This is a genomic window from Maribacter sp. (genome assembly GCF_016744255.1).
Taxonomy (GTDB): domain Bacteria; phylum Bacteroidota; class Bacteroidia; order Flavobacteriales; family Flavobacteriaceae; genus Maribacter_B.
In genome coordinates, this window is the sequence record NZ_JADGES010000075.1 from 1 (window position 1) to 16877 (window position 16877).

The 16877-nt window shown below is 34.3% G+C and carries 14 protein-coding genes and 1 pseudogene; 10 read left to right on the forward strand and 5 right to left on the reverse strand.

The window, feature by feature from the left end:
- Positions 1–1207, forward strand: a 1207-nt coding sequence (locus QZZ51_RS12210; protein WP_366511974.1) for a Gfo/Idh/MocA family oxidoreductase, incomplete at its 5' end; no start/stop codon positions are given.
- Positions 1208–1227: 20 nt separating this feature from the next.
- Entirely contained in the window at positions 1228–4632 is a 3405-nt protein-coding gene (locus tag QZZ51_RS12215) for a DUF1080 domain-containing protein (RefSeq protein WP_291870033.1), read from the forward strand.
- A 77-nt stretch (positions 4633–4709) separates the two neighbouring features.
- Here QZZ51_RS12215 and QZZ51_RS12220 read toward each other — a convergent pair whose 3' ends face one another.
- Positions 4710–5222: a sigma-70 family RNA polymerase sigma factor gene (locus tag QZZ51_RS12220; RefSeq protein ID WP_291870035.1), complete on the reverse strand. Its 513-nt coding sequence runs from the start codon at positions 5220–5222 to the stop codon at positions 4710–4712.
- 110 nt (positions 5223–5332) lie between these two features.
- Here QZZ51_RS12220 and QZZ51_RS12225 point away from each other — a divergent pair, with 110 nt between their 5' ends.
- The 5 genes from QZZ51_RS12225 (at position 5333) to QZZ51_RS12245 (ending at position 12670) form a co-directional block, all read left to right on the forward strand.
- Complete coding sequence (locus QZZ51_RS12225; RefSeq protein ID WP_291870037.1) at positions 5333–7096, forward strand: hypothetical protein; 1764 nt, start codon at positions 5333–5335, stop codon at positions 7094–7096.
- Between the two features lie 416 nt (positions 7097–7512).
- On the forward strand, positions 7513–8850 hold the full coding sequence (gene ffh / locus QZZ51_RS12230) for a signal recognition particle protein (RefSeq protein ID WP_291870039.1): 1338 nt from the start codon (positions 7513–7515) through the stop codon (positions 8848–8850).
- A 90-nt stretch (positions 8851–8940) separates the two neighbouring features.
- The gene (locus tag QZZ51_RS12235) at positions 8941–9828 is read left to right on the forward strand and encodes a tetrahydrofolate dehydrogenase/cyclohydrolase catalytic domain-containing protein (RefSeq protein WP_291870041.1); all 888 of its coding nucleotides are present in this window, start codon (positions 8941–8943) and stop codon (positions 9826–9828) included.
- 109 nt (positions 9829–9937) lie between these two features.
- Positions 9938–11986, forward strand: coding sequence for a M13-type metalloendopeptidase (locus tag QZZ51_RS12240; RefSeq protein WP_291870042.1), 2049 nt, complete (start codon positions 9938–9940; stop codon positions 11984–11986).
- Positions 11987–12484: 498 nt separating this feature from the next.
- Positions 12485–12670, forward strand: coding sequence for a hypothetical protein (locus tag QZZ51_RS12245; RefSeq protein WP_291870044.1), 186 nt, complete (start codon positions 12485–12487; stop codon positions 12668–12670).
- Between the two features lie 6 nt (positions 12671–12676).
- Here QZZ51_RS12245 and QZZ51_RS12250 read toward each other — a convergent pair whose 3' ends face one another.
- Positions 12677–13102, reverse strand: a complete 426-nt coding sequence (locus QZZ51_RS12250; protein WP_291870046.1) for a VOC family protein — start codon at positions 13100–13102, stop codon at positions 12677–12679.
- A gap of 23 nt (positions 13103–13125) precedes the next feature.
- Positions 13126–13965, reverse strand: a complete 840-nt coding sequence (locus QZZ51_RS12255) for an alpha/beta hydrolase (protein ID WP_291870048.1) — start codon at positions 13963–13965, stop codon at positions 13126–13128.
- 91 nt (positions 13966–14056) lie between these two features.
- On the opposite strand from QZZ51_RS12255, the gene QZZ51_RS12260 reads away from it, so the two are divergent.
- From QZZ51_RS12260 to QZZ51_RS12270, 3 genes are all read left to right on the forward strand, one after another.
- Complete coding sequence (locus QZZ51_RS12260; RefSeq protein WP_291870051.1) at positions 14057–14485, forward strand: helix-turn-helix domain-containing protein; 429 nt, start codon at positions 14057–14059, stop codon at positions 14483–14485.
- Between the two features lie 113 nt (positions 14486–14598).
- Complete coding sequence (locus tag QZZ51_RS12265) at positions 14599–15150, forward strand: hypothetical protein (RefSeq protein WP_291870053.1); 552 nt, start codon at positions 14599–14601, stop codon at positions 15148–15150.
- A 226-nt stretch (positions 15151–15376) separates the two neighbouring features.
- Complete coding sequence (locus QZZ51_RS12270) at positions 15377–15895, forward strand: NUDIX hydrolase (RefSeq protein ID WP_291870056.1); 519 nt, start codon at positions 15377–15379, stop codon at positions 15893–15895.
- 207 nt (positions 15896–16102) lie between these two features.
- Here QZZ51_RS12270 and QZZ51_RS12275 read toward each other — a convergent pair whose 3' ends face one another.
- Both QZZ51_RS12275 and QZZ51_RS12280 read right to left on the reverse strand, forming a co-directional pair.
- Complete coding sequence (locus QZZ51_RS12275; protein ID WP_291870058.1) at positions 16103–16660, reverse strand: hypothetical protein; 558 nt, start codon at positions 16658–16660, stop codon at positions 16103–16105.
- 5 nt (positions 16661–16665) lie between these two features.
- A pseudogene (locus QZZ51_RS12280) lies at positions 16666–16877 on the reverse strand (DUF853 family protein); the annotation flags it as partial.

Below are 16877 nucleotides of genomic sequence, written 5' to 3' on the forward strand. Positions count from 1 at the left end.
TATTAGTATTATACCTAGACACGTAATGGGAGGCGTTAACTTTATTCCACCAAGTGACCAACTTACAAAAGCAGTTATTGGAGTAGGTGGAATGGGGCAAGGCCACTTAGGATATGAAGGAACCAAATTATTAGCTATTTGTGATGCCGATGGAAAACATTTGGCAAATACATTGCAAAAAGTAGGAAGTGATGTAAAAGGATATAGAGATTTTAGAGAGGTGTTAGCAAGGCCAGATATAGATATTGTGCATATAGCAACACCACCACATTGGCATGCTTTAATGTCTATAATGGCAGCGGAAGCAGGGAAAGATGTCTGGTGCGAAAAACCAATGACCAGAACCATTGGGGAAGGAAAGCGTGTAGTGGAAGCAATGAAGCAACACGGTAAAATGTTTAGACTTAATACGTGGTTTCGTTTTAAAGATAATTTTTATGGCATGGGAACTCCCGTTCGTAAATTAAAGAAAGTCGTAGATAGTGGTGCGCTTGGTTGGCCATTAAAAGTTACTATTAGTGGGGTTACAGGATTTAATTGGAAATTCTACTGGGTAGGAAAAGAAAACTTAGCACCACAACCCGTGCCAGAGCATTTTGATTATAATATGTGGCTAGGGCCAGCACCAGAAAAAGCATACCATCCACATAGAACACATTCTACATTTAGAGGGTATTGGGATTATGATGGTGGAGGATTAGGAGATATGGGGCAACATTATATTGATCCAGTACAATATTTCTTAGGAAAAGATAATACAAGCCCAGTAAAAGTGGAAGTAGATGCTCCGCAACAACATTATGATGCCATAGGAACATGGCGAAAAATAACGTATACCTATGCAGATGGATGTCAAATAATTTTGGATGGCGAAAATGCAGATAAAAATGCAGCGTATATAGAAGGGCCAAACGGAAAAATATATAACGGTTTTAAATCTACACTACCTAATATAGAAAAGATAATAGATAGCATGCCAGATTCAGAAGAACAAATTACTACGTTTTCGGAATCGGTTAAAACAAGACAGAAATTTGCACTTAACGAAGAAAACGGACATCGTTCTGCCACTGTTGTAAACATGGGTATTATTGCTTTACGCCTGGGGAGAACTTTAGAGTTTGATCCTGTAAAACAGGAATTTATAAATGATGAAGAAGCAAATAGATTAGTAGATCAACCATCTAGAAGTTCTTGGGAGTATTAATAATATAAAAGTATTCTAAAATGAAAAAAACAATTATAAAACTAAGTACATTACTTTTTATGGTATGTACACTACATATAGCCACAGCACAAATAAACAGAACCTTAGAAACTAAAGTTGTAGATGTATTGGCACAATTACCAACCAAAGATCTTAATCACTCCGATGCTGTAATGCAAGAAATTACAGGTTTAGGAGCAGAAGGAATCTTAAAATTCACAGATATGCTAGTGCCTTTGGGTAGTGGCGATGATACAAAAGCAAGATATGCTATTCATAGCCTAGCGGTATATACGGGAGGAAAAAACAATACGACAAGGCAAAGTGTGGTAGAGGGCGTGTTGTTACAAGCGATAGAGAAAACTACGGATAATGAAGTAAAAACATTTTTAATAGATCAGTTGCTATACTGTGGAACGGATGCCAGTGTACCTTTATTAAGTACGTATTTAAAAAAGGACGCGTTGTATAAGCCAGCGCTTGCAGCATTAACTACAATACACACAGAAAAAGGGGCACAAGCTATTCTAAATACAACAAAAACAGCTGCGGCATTAAAAAAACCAGCATTTGTAAAAGCATTGGGAGAGTTAGAGTATAAACCTGCAACTAAATTACTGCAAGGGTTATCTGTTTCTGGAGAAAAAAATGTACAGCAAAAGGCGGTGTTAGCACTTGCCCAAATAGCGCCAGTAAGCGCTATGGATGTTTTGGTAGATGCAGCGGCAAAATCTAATTATAGATTAGATAATTCTAAAGCAATTGTTGCTTTGGTACATTACGCGGAAAGATTACACGATAAAGGAGATATCGGTTCCAGTATAAAAGTTGCGGAAGCAATATTAGCAAATTGTAAGGCAGAGGACCAGTTACATTATCGTTCGGCAGCGATGCACCTTCTTAGAAAAATAAAAGGCACTTCTTTTACCAAAATATTACTAAAAGAAGCTAAAAATGAGAATCTAAAATATAGTGCTTCCGTAATTTCGGCAGCATCCAATAATCTTTCCTCACCAGAAGTTGCATTATGGGTGAAGGCCTATAAAAAGGCATCGGATAATGGTAAGATTGGGATTCTAAGAATGCTAAGTAAAAGAGAAGAATCTACCGTTTTTGATACATGCATTTTATCTTCTTTAAAGGATAAAAATAAAAGCGTTAGGGAGGCCGGAATAAAAGCATTGGCAAATCAGAATAAAAGCCAATCCTTACCTACATTGTTAACGGCATTGAAAGGGGCAACTTCCCCAGAAGAATATTCTGCTGTTGAAGAAACCTTATTAAGAGTTTGTAGTGTAGAGGATAGTAAAATCTTAGCAAATACTATAAATGTAGTGGGCGATTCTGGGAAACAAGTATTGGTAAACGTATTGGCGGCAAGAAAAGCTTCCTCGCAGTTTTCTACTGTTGCTTCCTTGATTAATACAGGGAACGATGCTTTAAAGACATCCGTATTTAAGGCATTACCTTCTTTAGCAAGTTCTAAAGATTTATCTATGCTTTTAGAACTCCTAAATACTGCGAAAGAAGAGAATAATATTGCGAGTACTCAAAAAGCAATTATTCAGGTATTAGATAATTCGGATACCGATAATGCAAAAGAAGTTCTTAATGCTTATGCCTTTATTCAAGAAAAAGAAAGGATATTGCCTATTTTACCTGCATTACAAACCGATACATCTTTATTACAGATTGTAAAATCATTGAATGCAGCGAGTTCTAAAGAAAAGATGGGTGCTATAAATGCATTAGCAAACTGGAGGAATAACGATGCGTTACCTTACTTGTTCGGCAAAGCAAGCACAGAGGTAAACAGCGAATTACGAGCAAGCGCTTTTACAAACTATTTGGCGCAAGTAAGAAAATCTTCGTATCCAGAGGATCAAAAATTATTATTGGCCCGAAAATTAATGCCGTATAGTAAGAGCGTTTCAGAGAAAAAGGAAATTATCCAAACGGCAAGTACTATAAAAACTTTTCTATCCTTAGTATTCGTTTCTGAATTTTTAGAGCGAAAAAATCTTGTGGAAACAGCATCGAATGCAGCTATTAGAATAGCACTTCCTACTCCTGGAGTAAAAAACGGATTAGGAGGGAATATTGTTCGAGATATTGTTTCCAAAAGCGTAAACAATCTTACTGGGCCAGATAGTCAATATGTGAAGATTGATGTTAAAGAGTTTTTAGATAATATGTCTACAGAAGAAGGGTTTGTTTCTATTTTTAATGGTAAAGATTTTACAGGTTGGGAAGGCTTAGTAGAAAACCCAATCGCTAGAAATAAAATGTCTAAAAGAAAATTAAAAAAAGCACAAGCCAAAGCCAACAAACAAATGATGGCAGATTGGTTTATTAAAGATGGTATTATCGGTTTCCAAGGGGAAGGGTACAACAATATTTGTACGATAAAAGATTATGGGGATTTTGAAATACTGGTAGATTGGAAAATTACCAAAGGAGGAGATAGTGGTATCTATTTACGAGGAGCACCACAAGTACAAATATGGGATACTGCTTTGGTTGAGGTAGGAGCGCAAGTTGGTTCTGGTGGTTTGTATAATAATCAAAAAAATAGAAGTACTCCATTAGAAGTAGCAGATAATCCTATAGATGAGTGGAACACTTTCCGAATTAAAATGGTGGGAGAACGAGTAACGGTTCATTTAAATGGCGTACTGGTAACAGATAATGTAATCTTGGAGAACTATTGGGATAGGGAGTTGCCTATTTTTCCAAAAGAAGCTATTGAGTTACAAGCACATGGAGAAGATTTAGGGTTCCGAAATATTTTTGTTAGAGAAATTACCTCTGGAGACATTTTATTATCACCAGAAGAAAAATCGGAAGGATTTAAATCTCTTTTCAATGGAAAAGATCTAGACCATTGGATTGGTAATAAGACGGATTATTTAGTGCTAAACAATCAGATAGCAGTACGTCCTAAGCAAGGTGGGCACGGTAATCTTTTTACAGCAGAAGAGTATTCCGATTTTAATTTTAGATTCGAATTTAAACTTACTTCAGGTGCTAATAATGGTTTAGGTATTCATGCACCTCTAGAAGGAGATGTTGCTTATGAAGGTAAAGAGCTTCAGATACTAGATAATACTGCGGCTATTTATAAAGACCTTAAAAACCACCAATACCACGGTTCCGTATACGGAATAATTGCAGCGGAAAGAGGGTATTTAAAACCTGTTGGAGAATGGAACTCTGAAGAAGTAATTGTGCAAGGAGATAGGATTAAAATTATTCTAAATGGTAAGGTAATCTTAGATGGAGATGTAAAAGAAGCTACAAAAAATGGAACCTTAGACAATAAAGACCATCCAGGACTACATAGAAAAAAAGGACACATAGCCTTTTTGGGTCACGGGTCAGAATTAGAGTTTAGAAATATAAGAGTTAAAGATTTAAGTAAATAAAAATTAGTGTTGAATGCCTAGTGAGCAAAATTTTGTAACAACATTTTTTTTGTAAGCTAGGCATTACTATTTAGCGGCTATATGCCATCAATCTTCTCTCGCAACGATTTTAACGCCAAATGCATTCTTTTTTCAATAGCTTTTACACTTACACCTTCCATTTCTGCAATCTCTGCATATTTTTTTGCATCGATTCTATTTAATAAAAAAGTGATGCGTTGGTTTTCTGGTAAACTATCTAAAGCGTTTTGTAATTTTTCTTTAAACTGATTTTCTTCCATTAAAAATTCTGGAGACTCATTAGTGGTAGTAACCACTTTATCTCTATGTTTAAAGCGTATTTTTTCCGCTTTAATAACATTTAAATACAAATTGTTGGCAACAGTATATACGTAAGACTTGGCTTTAGAAGGAACAACCTTGCCGCAGTTTTCCCATAATTTCACAAAAGCTTCTTGTACAGCATCGTACGCTTTTTCCTCATTACCAAACTTATAATATATATAGTTAAATACCGTTTTAGAATGAGAAGAAAATAAAGCGCTAAATACCTCTTCTCTACAGACGTTATCTTGTTCGTTGTTATTCAATGGGTCGGTTTTGTCTCAAAGATATTTTAAAAAAAATTAAATATGTAAAGTAGGGTATTTTTAATGTGGATTGTTTTAGAAGTATAGAAACAAAAAAAGTCCAAATCGTTATGAAAAAGTTTTTTAAAACCACACTTTTAGCAAGTCTATTAGTACTTGCATTATCATTTACATCTTGTCAAGATGAATTTGAAGAATTATCAACAGATGAAGGAACAGAAGCTATTGCCTCTACTTCGGCAGCCGCAACACTTATAAAAAATACTTCTTCGCAAGATGGTTCTTTTGATAATATTGTAGATGGCGTAAGTTGTTTTGCAATTGAATTCCCTTATACCGTTAATGCAAACGGATTAGAGGTGATTGTAGATTCTAAAGAAGATTTAGAAACGATAGAAGAAATTTTAGATGAACTAGATGTCGATGAGGATATTGTAGATATAATTTTTCCGATTACTATTACTCTGGCAGATTTCACAGAAATAGTTATTAATAGTAAAGAAGATTTACGAGAAATAGCTGCCGATTGTATAGAAGGAGGTGATGATGATGATATAGAGTGTATCGATTTTGTATACCCAATTACAGTATACAGTTTTAATATAAATAGACAACAAACAGGAAATGCAACCGTAGAAAGCGATAAACAGTTAAGACGCTTTTTTGCAAATTTAGAAGATGATCAATTAGTAAGTATGGATTTTCCTATTGCTTTAAAATTATATGATGGTTCCGAGATTGTAGTAAGTACTAATGCAGAATTAGCAAGAGCCATAGAAAGTGCAAAAGAAGCTTGTGATGAAGATGATGATGATGACTATAATGATGACGATTTTTCTAAAGAACGTTTAGATACTTACTTGGTATCTTGCCCATGGTTAATTCATGAAATTCATAGAAATGACCAAGACCAAACCAATCAGTACTTTCAATATGCTATGAGCTTTACAGCAGATGGTGGTGTTGTAGCTAAAGATAGAGAAGGTAATAGTATAACTGGCGAATGGTCTACCAGAATTGCAGAGAATAGAGTTTTGTTAGCGTTAGAATTTACAGACTTAGTAGACTTTACTTTAGACTGGTATATATATGAAGTAGAAGATGGTAAGATTAAATTGTTTGCCGAAGACGGAAACAAAATTGTGATGAAAAAGGCTTGCGATATTTTAGATAGTGACCCAAGTACCTTAAGAGAAGCTCTTAAAGAATGTAGTTGGATTATTAAAAAGAGTAGACGAGATGGTCAAGACTTAAATCGTTTATTAGGATACGAGTTTAATTTTATGGCAGAAGGTGTAGTTACTTTAAGTAGTGCTGATGTTTCTTCGGAAGGTACTTGGGGAATAACTACAAGTAACCAAGGAAGATTGGTAATGGCAATTACTATGGGAGAAGAGCCAGGAGTTAGTTTCGAATGGCCTATATCGGATTTAAAAGAGGACAGATTAAAATTTGAAATTCCAGATACAGATTATGAATTAGTGTTAGAAAGAGATTGTGATAATGATGCAAACGACGAAGATGTAATTGGTGCCAGAGGTTTATTTAACAACTCGCAATGGGAAGTTGCTTTATTTTCTGAAAACCAAGACCCAAGCACTGCTTCTTATGAGAATTACACATTTACTTTTGGGACAAATGGATTAATTACGGTGTACAATCCTAACCAAGTAGAAGTAAGTAAAGGAAGGTGGTTCGTGTATAGAAATAGTGATGATGAGTTAGAAATGATTGTAAACTTTGGTTCCGAAAGTAATTTCTACCCCTTAGGGAATGATTATAAAATTCTAGAAGTAGAAGATAACAGAATAGAATTGAAGCACGAAAATGAAGATGATGGATATGATCATTTAGTGTTCAAGAAAATAGAATAGCAAAAAAAAAGGCTGCACCAATAATTATTGGTGCAGCCTTTTTTTAATAAAATGCAAAGTAATCAATTGTTTTAAGAAAAGTAAGAGCTGCTGACGGTAATTCATCTACTTCTGGGGCATGGACTTTAATAAATCCAGAAATAATGGAATTAAAGTACAGCTTTTTTAGAGACCCAGAGGTGCAAGAGGAGTTGTCAAATCCTTGGGAGGTAAGTAATTTTTTAAATATTACGGTTACCTTGTCAAATTATGATAGTCTTAACTTTTGTAAAAAATAACTTTTTTTAACCTAGAGATGATGAAAAGGCACCCTTAATTATAGGAGTGCTTTTTTTGTGTTATATATTTTTTAACGGAAACCACGGACTTCCAACGGTTATTGTTAAATTTGCATTCCCTGTTAATATAGCAAGAAGATGTTTGATAATTTAAGTGAAAAGCTAGATAAAGCACTCCACGTTCTAAAAGGACATGGTCAGATTACAGAAATTAACGTTGCAGAAACAACTAAAGAAGTGCGTAGAGCGCTATTAGATGCGGATGTTAACTTTAAAATAGCAAAGGAGTTTACCAATAGGGTAAAAGAAAAAGCATTAGGTTCAGATGTATTGACTACGTTGCAACCAGGCCAGTTAATGGTTAAGATTGTAAAAGATGAGTTAACGCAGTTAATGGGAGGTGAAACAGAAGGTATAAACCTTTCGGGAAAACCATCTATTGTTTTAATGTCTGGTCTACAAGGTTCTGGTAAAACTACTTTCTCTGGTAAATTAGCCAATTTTTTAAAGACTAAAAAAGCTAAAAACCCTTTATTGGTAGCTTGTGATGTATATCGTCCTGCTGCCATAGATCAATTACATGTAGTTGGTGGGCAAATAGAGGTTGAGGTATATTCCGATAAAGATAATAATGATCCCGTAGCCATTGCGCAAGCAGGTGTTGCACAAGCAAAAGCTAATGGTAACGATGTGGTAATTATAGATACCGCTGGTCGTTTAGCTGTAGATGAAAAAATGATGGAGGAAATCTCCAACATTCATAAAGCAATTCAGCCACAAGAAACATTATTTGTAGTAGATGCCATGACGGGGCAAGATGCTGTTAATACAGCAAAAGCTTTTAACGATATCCTTAATTTTGATGGAGTTATTCTTACCAAGTTAGATGGGGATACTCGTGGCGGTGCGGCCATTTCTATTAAATCTGTAGTAGATAAGCCAATTAAATTTATTGGTACAGGGGAGAAAATGGAAGCTATAGATGTTTTCCACCCATCTCGTATGGCAGAACGTATTCTTGGAATGGGAGATGTTATTTCCTTAGTAGAACGCGCCCAAGAGCAGTTCGATGAGGAAGAAGCTCGTAAGATTCAAAAGAAAATTGCGAAAAATAAGTTTGGTTTTGATGATTTCTTGAAGCAGATTCAGCAAATCAAAAAAATGGGTAATATTAAAGATCTAATGGGGATGATTCCTGGTGCCGGAAAAGCACTGAAAGGATTAGATATTGATGATGATGCTTTTAAACACATAGAAGCTATTATTCATTCTATGACGCCAGGTGAGCGATCTACACCTTCTTCATTGAATGCGAGTCGTAAAAAACGCATTGCGAAAGGTAGTGGTCGTAACATTCAAGAAGTAAACCAATTATTAAAACAGTTTGATCAGATGAGTAAGATGATGAAAATGATGCAAGGTGGCGGTGGTAAAAAGATGATGCAGATGATGAGTAACATGAAAGGAATGCAATAAGCATTTAAGCTCCTAAAGGTAAAGAGTGTTAAATTAAAATATAAAAGCCTTCTGTAATATTAGGTTTGGAAGGATTATAAAATTGTAATAATGGAACTGCTAGACGGTAAAAAGGTATCAACCCAAATAAAAGATGAGATTGCTGTTGAGGTAGCAAAAATGAAAAAAAGAGGAGAGAAAGTACCTCATTTAGCTGCTGTTTTGGTGGGTAGTGATGGCGCTAGTTTAACTTATGTAGGTAGTAAAGTGCGTTCTTGTGAGCGTGTTGGTTTTGAGTCTACTTTAGTACAGTTACCTAGTACAACTTCAGAAATAGAGCTACTTAATAAAATCGAAGAGTTAAATCAGAATGATGATATTGATGGTTTTATAGTACAATTGCCATTACCTCCACAAATAAATGAGCAAAAAGTTTTATTAGCGGTAGATCCAGATAAAGATGTAGATGGTTTTCATCCTACCAACTTTGGTAAAATGGCATTGGATATGAGTACTTTTATTCCAGCAACACCATTTGGTATATTAGAATTATTAGAACGTTATAAAGTAGAAACTCAAGGAAAACATACGGTAGTAATTGGTAGGAGCCATATTGTTGGTCGTCCAATGAGTATTTTAATGGGTAGAAAAGGTTGGCCAGGGAATTCTACGGTTACCCTTACCCATAGTAGAACTAAGAATATAACACAAATTATATCGCAAGCAGATATTGTTATTTCAGCATTAGGAGTACCTAACTTCTTAAAGGCAGAAATGGTAAAAGACGGTGCGGTTGTTATAGATGTTGGTATTACTCGTGTGCCAGATGAAACAAAGCCTAAAGGATATTATATTACGGGTGATGTGGATTTTGAAAATGTGAGTAAAAAAGCATCTTATATTACTCCGGTTCCTGGTGGAGTAGGGCCTATGACTATTGCTATGTTGTTAAAAAATACACTTTTAGCAAGAGAAAGACATAGAGCAGCTAAGGCTTAATACATATTTGTATTAGTTGTTTTACAACATCTATGTTATTTATTTGTAATTTTTGTAACAATTGATTAGATTATCAGTCTAATTAAAAGAACTAATTCAAATAAAAAACATGATACTAAAAAACAAGCATTATGCTTATGTGGCTCTTAGTATTGCAGCTGTTTTAGGCAGTTGTAAAACAGATTCTAAGGCAAAAACGCCTGAAAAAGAATTAACCTCTGGCGTTTATAAGGAGTACATGGATACTTCCGTAAAACCTGGAGACGATTTTAATTCGTATGTAAATGGTGGGTGGAAAAAAACTGCCGAAATTCCTGCAGACAAATCTTCGTTTGGGGCATTCAATATTCTTAGAGATGCGTCCGAAGATAATGTAAAAGCGATTATAGAAGAATCTGCATCAGGTGAATTTGCAGCTGGTTCCGATGAGCAAAAGGTAGGCGACTTGTACCAATCTTATATGGATTTGGAAACTCGTAATAAGACAGGAGTTGCTCCATTAAAAGAAGAGTTTGCTAAAATTGATGCTTTACAGAATTATGATGATTTAGCAACTTACTTCGCTTATGCTAACAAATATGGGCAAAACGTGCCTTTAAGTTTGTTTGTATATCAAGATTTTAAAGACCCAACAATTTATACAGTTTATACTTGGCAAGGTGGCTTAGGGTTGCCAGATCGTGAGTATTATTTAAAAGAGGATGATCGTTCTAAAGAAATTAGAGCAAAGTATGTAGAGCATATTGAAAAGATGTTCGATTTGGTAGGCATGAAAGAAGGAAAGAATACCGCAAGTACTATTATGATGTTAGAGACTACTATAGCAAAACAACATTTGCCTAAAGAGAAAACTAGAGATTTAGTAAGTCTTTACAATATGTTTCCTGTAGACACACTTTCTAATATTATGCCTAAATTTAATTGGAAAAACTATTTAGGAGAAGCAGGTTTAGCAGAGCAAAAGAATCTGGGTGTTTTAATGTTAGATTATTCTAAAGCCTTAGATGGTATTATTACATCTACCAATATGGAAACGTGGAAAGCGTATTTAAAATGGGGTGTTATAGATGCTAATGCTTCTAGGTTAAATGAAGATTTGGGGCAACAAAATTGGGAGTTTTATAGCAAAGAACTTAGAGGAACAAAAGAACAACGTCCATTATGGAGAAGAGGTGTTTCTACTGTGAATGGTACTTTAGGAGAAGTTGTAGGTAAGGTATATGTAAAAAGGCATTTTCCGCCAGAGGCTAAAGAACGTATGGAAACTTTAGTACAGAACTTACTTAAAGCGTATGAGGTAAGTATTAAAGATTTAGATTGGATGAGCGATGCTACCAAGAAAGAAGCATTGGAGAAGCTAAGTAAATTTACGCCTAAAATTGGATATCCTGATAAGTGGAAATCTTACGATTTAGAGGTTGATTCAAAGGATTTATTCGGGAATTTAAGAAGGTCTTCTTTAATGGAATATAATCGTGAGTTGGCTAAATTAGGACAGCCAATTGATAAGTCGGAATGGGGAATGACGCCACAAACGGTAAATGCATACTACAACCCTACGTTAAATGAGATTGTTTTTCCTGCAGCAATTTTACAACCACCTTTCTTTAATATGGAAGCAGATGATGCAGTAAACTATGGTGGAATAGGAGCTGTTATCGGACATGAAATTGGTCACGGATTCGATGATACTGGTAGTACTTTCGACGGTACAGGCGCTATGCGTAATTGGTGGACAGAAGCAGATTTAACAGAGTTTAAAAAACGTACAGGTGCATTGATTGAGCAGTATAATGGGTATGAAGTTTTGCCGGATGTACATGTAAATGGCGAGTTTACTTTAGGAGAAAATATAGGAGATTTAGGCGGACTTAGTATAGGTCTTAAAGCGTATAAAATGTCTTTAGGAGATAAAGAGGCACCAGTGATGGATGGTTTTACAGGTGAGCAACGTGTGTTTTTAGGATACGGACAAGTGTGGCGTAAAATCTCTAGAGATGAGGCCTTACGTATGCAAGTAAGTACGGATCCACATTCTCCAGCAACCTATAGGGTAAATGGTATTGTGCGTAATGTGCCAGAATTCTATAGAGCATTTAAAGTACAAGAGGGAGACTCTTTGTACTTGGCTCCAGACAGTAGAGTAAAAATTTGGTAAATACTTTTTCATTATAATAAAAAAGCTCTAACCTTTGGTTGGAGCTTTTTTTATGAAAAAAATCTTTGAAAATTACAAATTAACACTGTGCTTTTTGCGAAAAAGGAGTATCTTTTTATTTTATAATTAACAAGGAATAAAGGGACTATTGATAATGGATTTTTTTGCTTAGTTGGCAGCCTATCAGGCTATAGTTAAGCTAGAGTTGTTCCCTTCTGTATGTCTTTTAAGTGCTTATGTTGGGTCTTTTTGGCTATGGAGAATTTAAAAACACAAATTGCCCAGGGTTCTAAAATTTATACAGAAGAAGAGAAGCAAAGTTATTTTTGAAAATTATAATGCATTGCAATTAATAGCATCTAAACTGGTAGAAGAAAAAAGAAATTTTGCACGAATATAGAATTCGAGATGAAAAATATAGTTGGGAGTATTGGCGCTTTGCTTTATCAGAAATATTAGAGTTCGTGTTGTATACCTTTTATCAAAATTAAAAGTATTATGGATATTAAAAAACTGGCAATACAAGTACTTGTGGCAATGGTTTTATTTGTTGTTATTTCCTTAGTTATAGAAGGGGATTATACCCAAGAGATGATTTTGTCCAAAGGAAAATCAGCATTAATTTTTGGCGCATTATACGGTGTTTATGTTGTACTTAGGGATAGGTTTCGTGGAAAAAAGTAAGCCCTATTATTTTGTAAAGAGCTGAGACATATCTTTAAAAGATTTAAACTCTAAAGCATTACCCGCTGGATCTAAAAAAAACATAGTAGCTTGCTCGCCTGTTTCTCCTTTAAACCGAATATAGGGATCAATGACAAATGTTACTTTTTTTTCTTTTAGCTCTTCAGCAAAGGAATGGAAGATGTCCCATGGAAGAACAACTCCGTAATGGGGAACAGGTACGGCCTGCCCATCCACTTGGTTGTGGTGTAATGTGTTGTTTTCGTTTTTGGGTTTGTAATGGATTACTAATTGGTGTCCAAAGAGATTAAAGTCTACCCAATGATCACTACTTCTGCCTTCTTTACAGTTTAATGTGTTCTTGTAGAAAATGCGGCATTCTTCCAAGTTGTGAACAGGAATAGCAATATGAAAAGGAGTAACGTTCTGCATAATTCTTTTTGCTTTAATTAATTTTATTCTTTTAGAAAATCTATAATTTGGTCATTTACATGTTCTTGGTGCATGGAGTGTCCTAAACCTTCTGTGGTTATAAATGTACTGTTTTTCCAATTTTCATGTACATCCTTAGAATCAATATAAGGGGTTATTTTATCTAATTTATCATGAAATAAAAGGCCTTTTTTTGTGTTTGTTTTTGCATATGTCGCTGTAGAAAATTCGTTAACATGAAATCCAAATCTGTCTTTTATATAGATGTCCATAGCTGTCATAACGGTATCGTTGTATTGTAACAAGCCTTGGTAATGGTCCATAAGTTTATAGAATTCAGAAGGAGAACCAAGAGTTACTATTTTTTCTACCGGAGAGCTTTCGTTTTTGTATTCATTATATAAAATAGTCATTCCACCTATAGAGTGCCCAATTAAGTGTTTGGGGTTATATTGCGTTATTATTTTCTGTAGCGCTTCTGCATATAAAGGGACATATAAATATTTGCCAGTAGAATACCCATGCCCTGGAGCATCAAAAGCTATGATATTATAATTGGCTTCTTTTAGCTTATGAATAAGATTTCGCCACCTGAAAGTATTGCTTTCCCATCCATGCACAAGTAATACGGTTTCTCTATCTCCAGGCCAATGATACGTTTGTAGGTTATGGTCTGCAACAGTAATAACTTCTTTTTTTGCAGTTTCTAGGTATTCTTTTTGGTGTGGCAGCACGCGTCCTTTGCGAATAGTGCAAAAGAAATAGAAGGCTTTTTTTGCCGTTTTCTTAGGGGAGAAAAACGCATATATATTAAAATATTGGCCGTATGCTAACGGTAGTATTTTGTAAAAAAGTTTTTTCATTTGGTTACATTTAGTAACTTACTCTTGTAAAGAGAGTTAAAAATACGAATTCATTTTTAGAATTTGTAAAGTTACTTACAATGCATTAGGTATGGAAAAAGAAACTGTAGTTGATAATCAGCATATTAAAAACGCAAAAAAAATAAAAAATATGTTTGGGCATATAGATTACCGTAATCCGCCGGAACTATGTACTATTCGTGATGTGTTGTCTTTGTCGTCTGATAAATGGAGTATTCTAATTATTGTGTACTTAGGATACTTCCCTGTATTGCGTTTTAATAAACTAAAAAAATACGTGTATGGAATATCTAACAAAGTATTAAGCGAAAGGTTAAAATCTTTAGAAAGTAATGGTTATTTACATAGAGAAATGTTCCCAGAGGTTCCTATACGTGTAGAGTATAGTTTAACTTCTTTTGGTAAGAATTACGTAGAGAAATTAATAGAGCTTACGGAATGGATGCAATTAAACAATCCGATGATACTTGCTAATAAAGATAAGTTTCAGATTAAATAGTATTCCAAAAATTTAATTATTTAGGTTGCTTATATTTGCCAGTTCTGGTGCATTTAAGGAAATGGTGCTTAGCAATGAAATTCAACTTGCAAAATTTAATAACACTATAATAAATGAAACAAATCAAAAGAACTCTCGAAGAACAAAGAATTGAGTTTGCAAATGGAAAATTCCTTGCGACACCACTAGCTGGGTTAATTGTTTGGACTATAATTGGATTTGTCGGGGTTTTTTTCTCAGATTTTATAGCGGTTTGGACAATTTTTATTGGAACTGGAAGCATCGTATACTTAGGTCTATTTCTCTCAAAATTCACGGGTGAAAATTTCCTAGATAAAAGTAAACCGAAAAATGAATTCGATACACTTTTCCTTTTTACAGCTGGACAAGCCATTCTTGTTTATTCAATAGCAATACCATTTTTCCTCGTTGACTATTCTTCTCTTCCAATGACTGTTGGAATTCTGACAGGATTGATGTGGTTACCATTTTCTTGGATTATAAAACATTGGGTTGGAATTTTTCACACATTAATCAGAACTATTTTAGTGCTGACTCTTTGGTATCTTTTACCTGAATACAGATTTATAGCTATTCCCTTTGGAATCGTTTTGATTTATATAATTACAATAATAATCTTAAAAAATAGAAAGAAAACGGAATAAAAACACACCACAACACTGTATAAGCGTAATGTGGGTTAAAGTGCTTAATTTAAGCGAATTGTATATTAACAAGCATAAGGCAAAATCGAAAGTATAGTGTTTCTATTCTCGCACTACTCTTATATTTTACCGTTATGTTTCATTGCAGAATGAATGGGTATGACTTTCACACCACTAAAAAAGGAATCTCCCTTATTATTATCCACTTAATGCGTAGATTTTCTAAATGCAAAATTTAAAAACCCATTACCATCCTGAAGTAAAAACGTTAGAAAATAAATCTATTTTTACAAGGCTAGCCACTAGAAGTATTGCTATTCAAGATAATACTATTTTACTACTTTATACGGAAAAATATGAAGATTACAGCCTTCCTGGTGGAGGCTTAGATTTGGGTGAAGATAAAATCGAAGGGATGATGCGGGAGCTTAGTGAAGAAACTGGAGCCAAAGATATTAGAAACATTAAGCCCTTTGGCGCTTATGAAGAGTACAGACCGTGGCACAAGCCAGATTATGACGTTCAGCATATGATTTCTTATTGCTATACATGCGATATAAACAAAGAGCTTGGTGTATCGAACATGGAGCATTACGAAATAAACAATGGTATGAAAGCCATATGGGTTAATATTTATGAAGCTATAAAACATAATAAAAAGACAATGGCAACCAGTGACAAAAAAGGGATGTCTATTGAACGAGAAACTTTTTTATTAAGGCGTATAGCGGAAAGTATAAGTTAAAAATTCAATTCTTTTCATTTTATTCATCCAAATGATACTAAGGATAAAATTTAATCTAACATTTAAATCAATGTATTAGTAGAGAGTCATTACTATATTGTAAAAGCAATTAGTGTAGATTAAAAACCTAAAGGGCGAGTAAAAAAACAAAGCAAATTTATTGTTTTCGCTGTTTCAAAATACCTGCGTTAGCGGGTGCTATTTTATTTAAGAATCCCAACCAATCATCATATACTTAATTTTCGCAGTATCGGGAATTTGTACTTCCTCTATATTGGTATTTGTTTTATAGCGTAAATTTTCTGGCAGTTCTTTTTTGTCAATAGTAAAATAAATATCGCTGTCTTTTAAAAGAATTAAGACATTGTTTAAAGACGTAATTATTTTCTTTATAGCATACTTTTCTTTGATATCTTTAAAAGTACTTTGTGTATTTATGCCATTTTCTGTGGTAAATCTAGGGTCATTTATCAGGATGTTTTCAATGGTGGGGATACTATCTGAGTTAGGGGTAAGTGTTAATAGTTTTTTACCGCCTTTTTCAAAGATTTGTATTTTGCTTGCATTGGAACCAAAATTGCCTCTTACTGTATCTCTAACAATAGAATCTTCTGCGTAGATAAGTTCTAAATCTCTTGTTAGACTATTTTTTTTAAGCTTGCCTATTTCCTCTGTAGTAATTGAGAAAGAAGGGTCTTTTTCTTTTTGACATTGACAAAGTAATAAAACAGCTAATAGACAAAATGTTTGTAGTATATTTTTCATAAGGATTAACGCATAACTTTTTTAAGTACTCCTAAAACGCCACGGATAAAAGTAGCACTGGTAAGAACTTTAATAATTGGGTTTTGTCTTGTACTAGTTCTTCTGGTCGATGTTTTTCTGCTTCTGGGTTTATTCTTTTCTTTTTCTGCTTCTTTTTCTGCCTTTTCTATTTTTTCATTTAGAATTTCATAAGCACTTTCGCGGTCAATATCCTCAT

Excerpts from the sequence above, each read along its gene's own strand:
- QZZ51_RS12215 (WP_291870033.1), top strand. The coding sequence starts at position 1,228 with ATGAAAAAAACAATTATAAAACTAAGTACATTACTTTTTATGGTATGT.
- QZZ51_RS12225 (WP_291870037.1), top strand. The coding sequence starts at position 5,333 with ATGAAAAAGTTTTTTAAAACCACACTTTTAGCAAGTCTATTAGTACTT.
- ffh (WP_291870039.1), top strand. The coding sequence starts at position 7,513 with ATGTTTGATAATTTAAGTGAAAAGCTAGATAAAGCACTCCACGTTCTA.
- QZZ51_RS12235 (WP_291870041.1), top strand. The coding sequence starts at position 8,941 with ATGGAACTGCTAGACGGTAAAAAGGTATCAACCCAAATAAAAGATGAG.
- QZZ51_RS12240 (WP_291870042.1), top strand. The coding sequence starts at position 9,938 with ATGATACTAAAAAACAAGCATTATGCTTATGTGGCTCTTAGTATTGCA.
- QZZ51_RS12245 (WP_291870044.1), top strand. The coding sequence starts at position 12,485 with ATGGATATTAAAAAACTGGCAATACAAGTACTTGTGGCAATGGTTTTA.
- QZZ51_RS12250 (WP_291870046.1), bottom strand. The coding sequence starts at position 13,102 with ATGCAGAACGTTACTCCTTTTCATATTGCTATTCCTGTTCACAACTTG.
- QZZ51_RS12255 (WP_291870048.1), bottom strand. The coding sequence starts at position 13,965 with ATGAAAAAACTTTTTTACAAAATACTACCGTTAGCATACGGCCAATAT.
- QZZ51_RS12260 (WP_291870051.1), top strand. The coding sequence starts at position 14,057 with ATGGAAAAAGAAACTGTAGTTGATAATCAGCATATTAAAAACGCAAAA.
- QZZ51_RS12265 (WP_291870053.1), top strand. The coding sequence starts at position 14,599 with ATGAAACAAATCAAAAGAACTCTCGAAGAACAAAGAATTGAGTTTGCA.
- QZZ51_RS12270 (WP_291870056.1), top strand. The coding sequence starts at position 15,377 with ATGCAAAATTTAAAAACCCATTACCATCCTGAAGTAAAAACGTTAGAA.
- QZZ51_RS12275 (WP_291870058.1), bottom strand. The coding sequence starts at position 16,660 with ATGAAAAATATACTACAAACATTTTGTCTATTAGCTGTTTTATTACTT.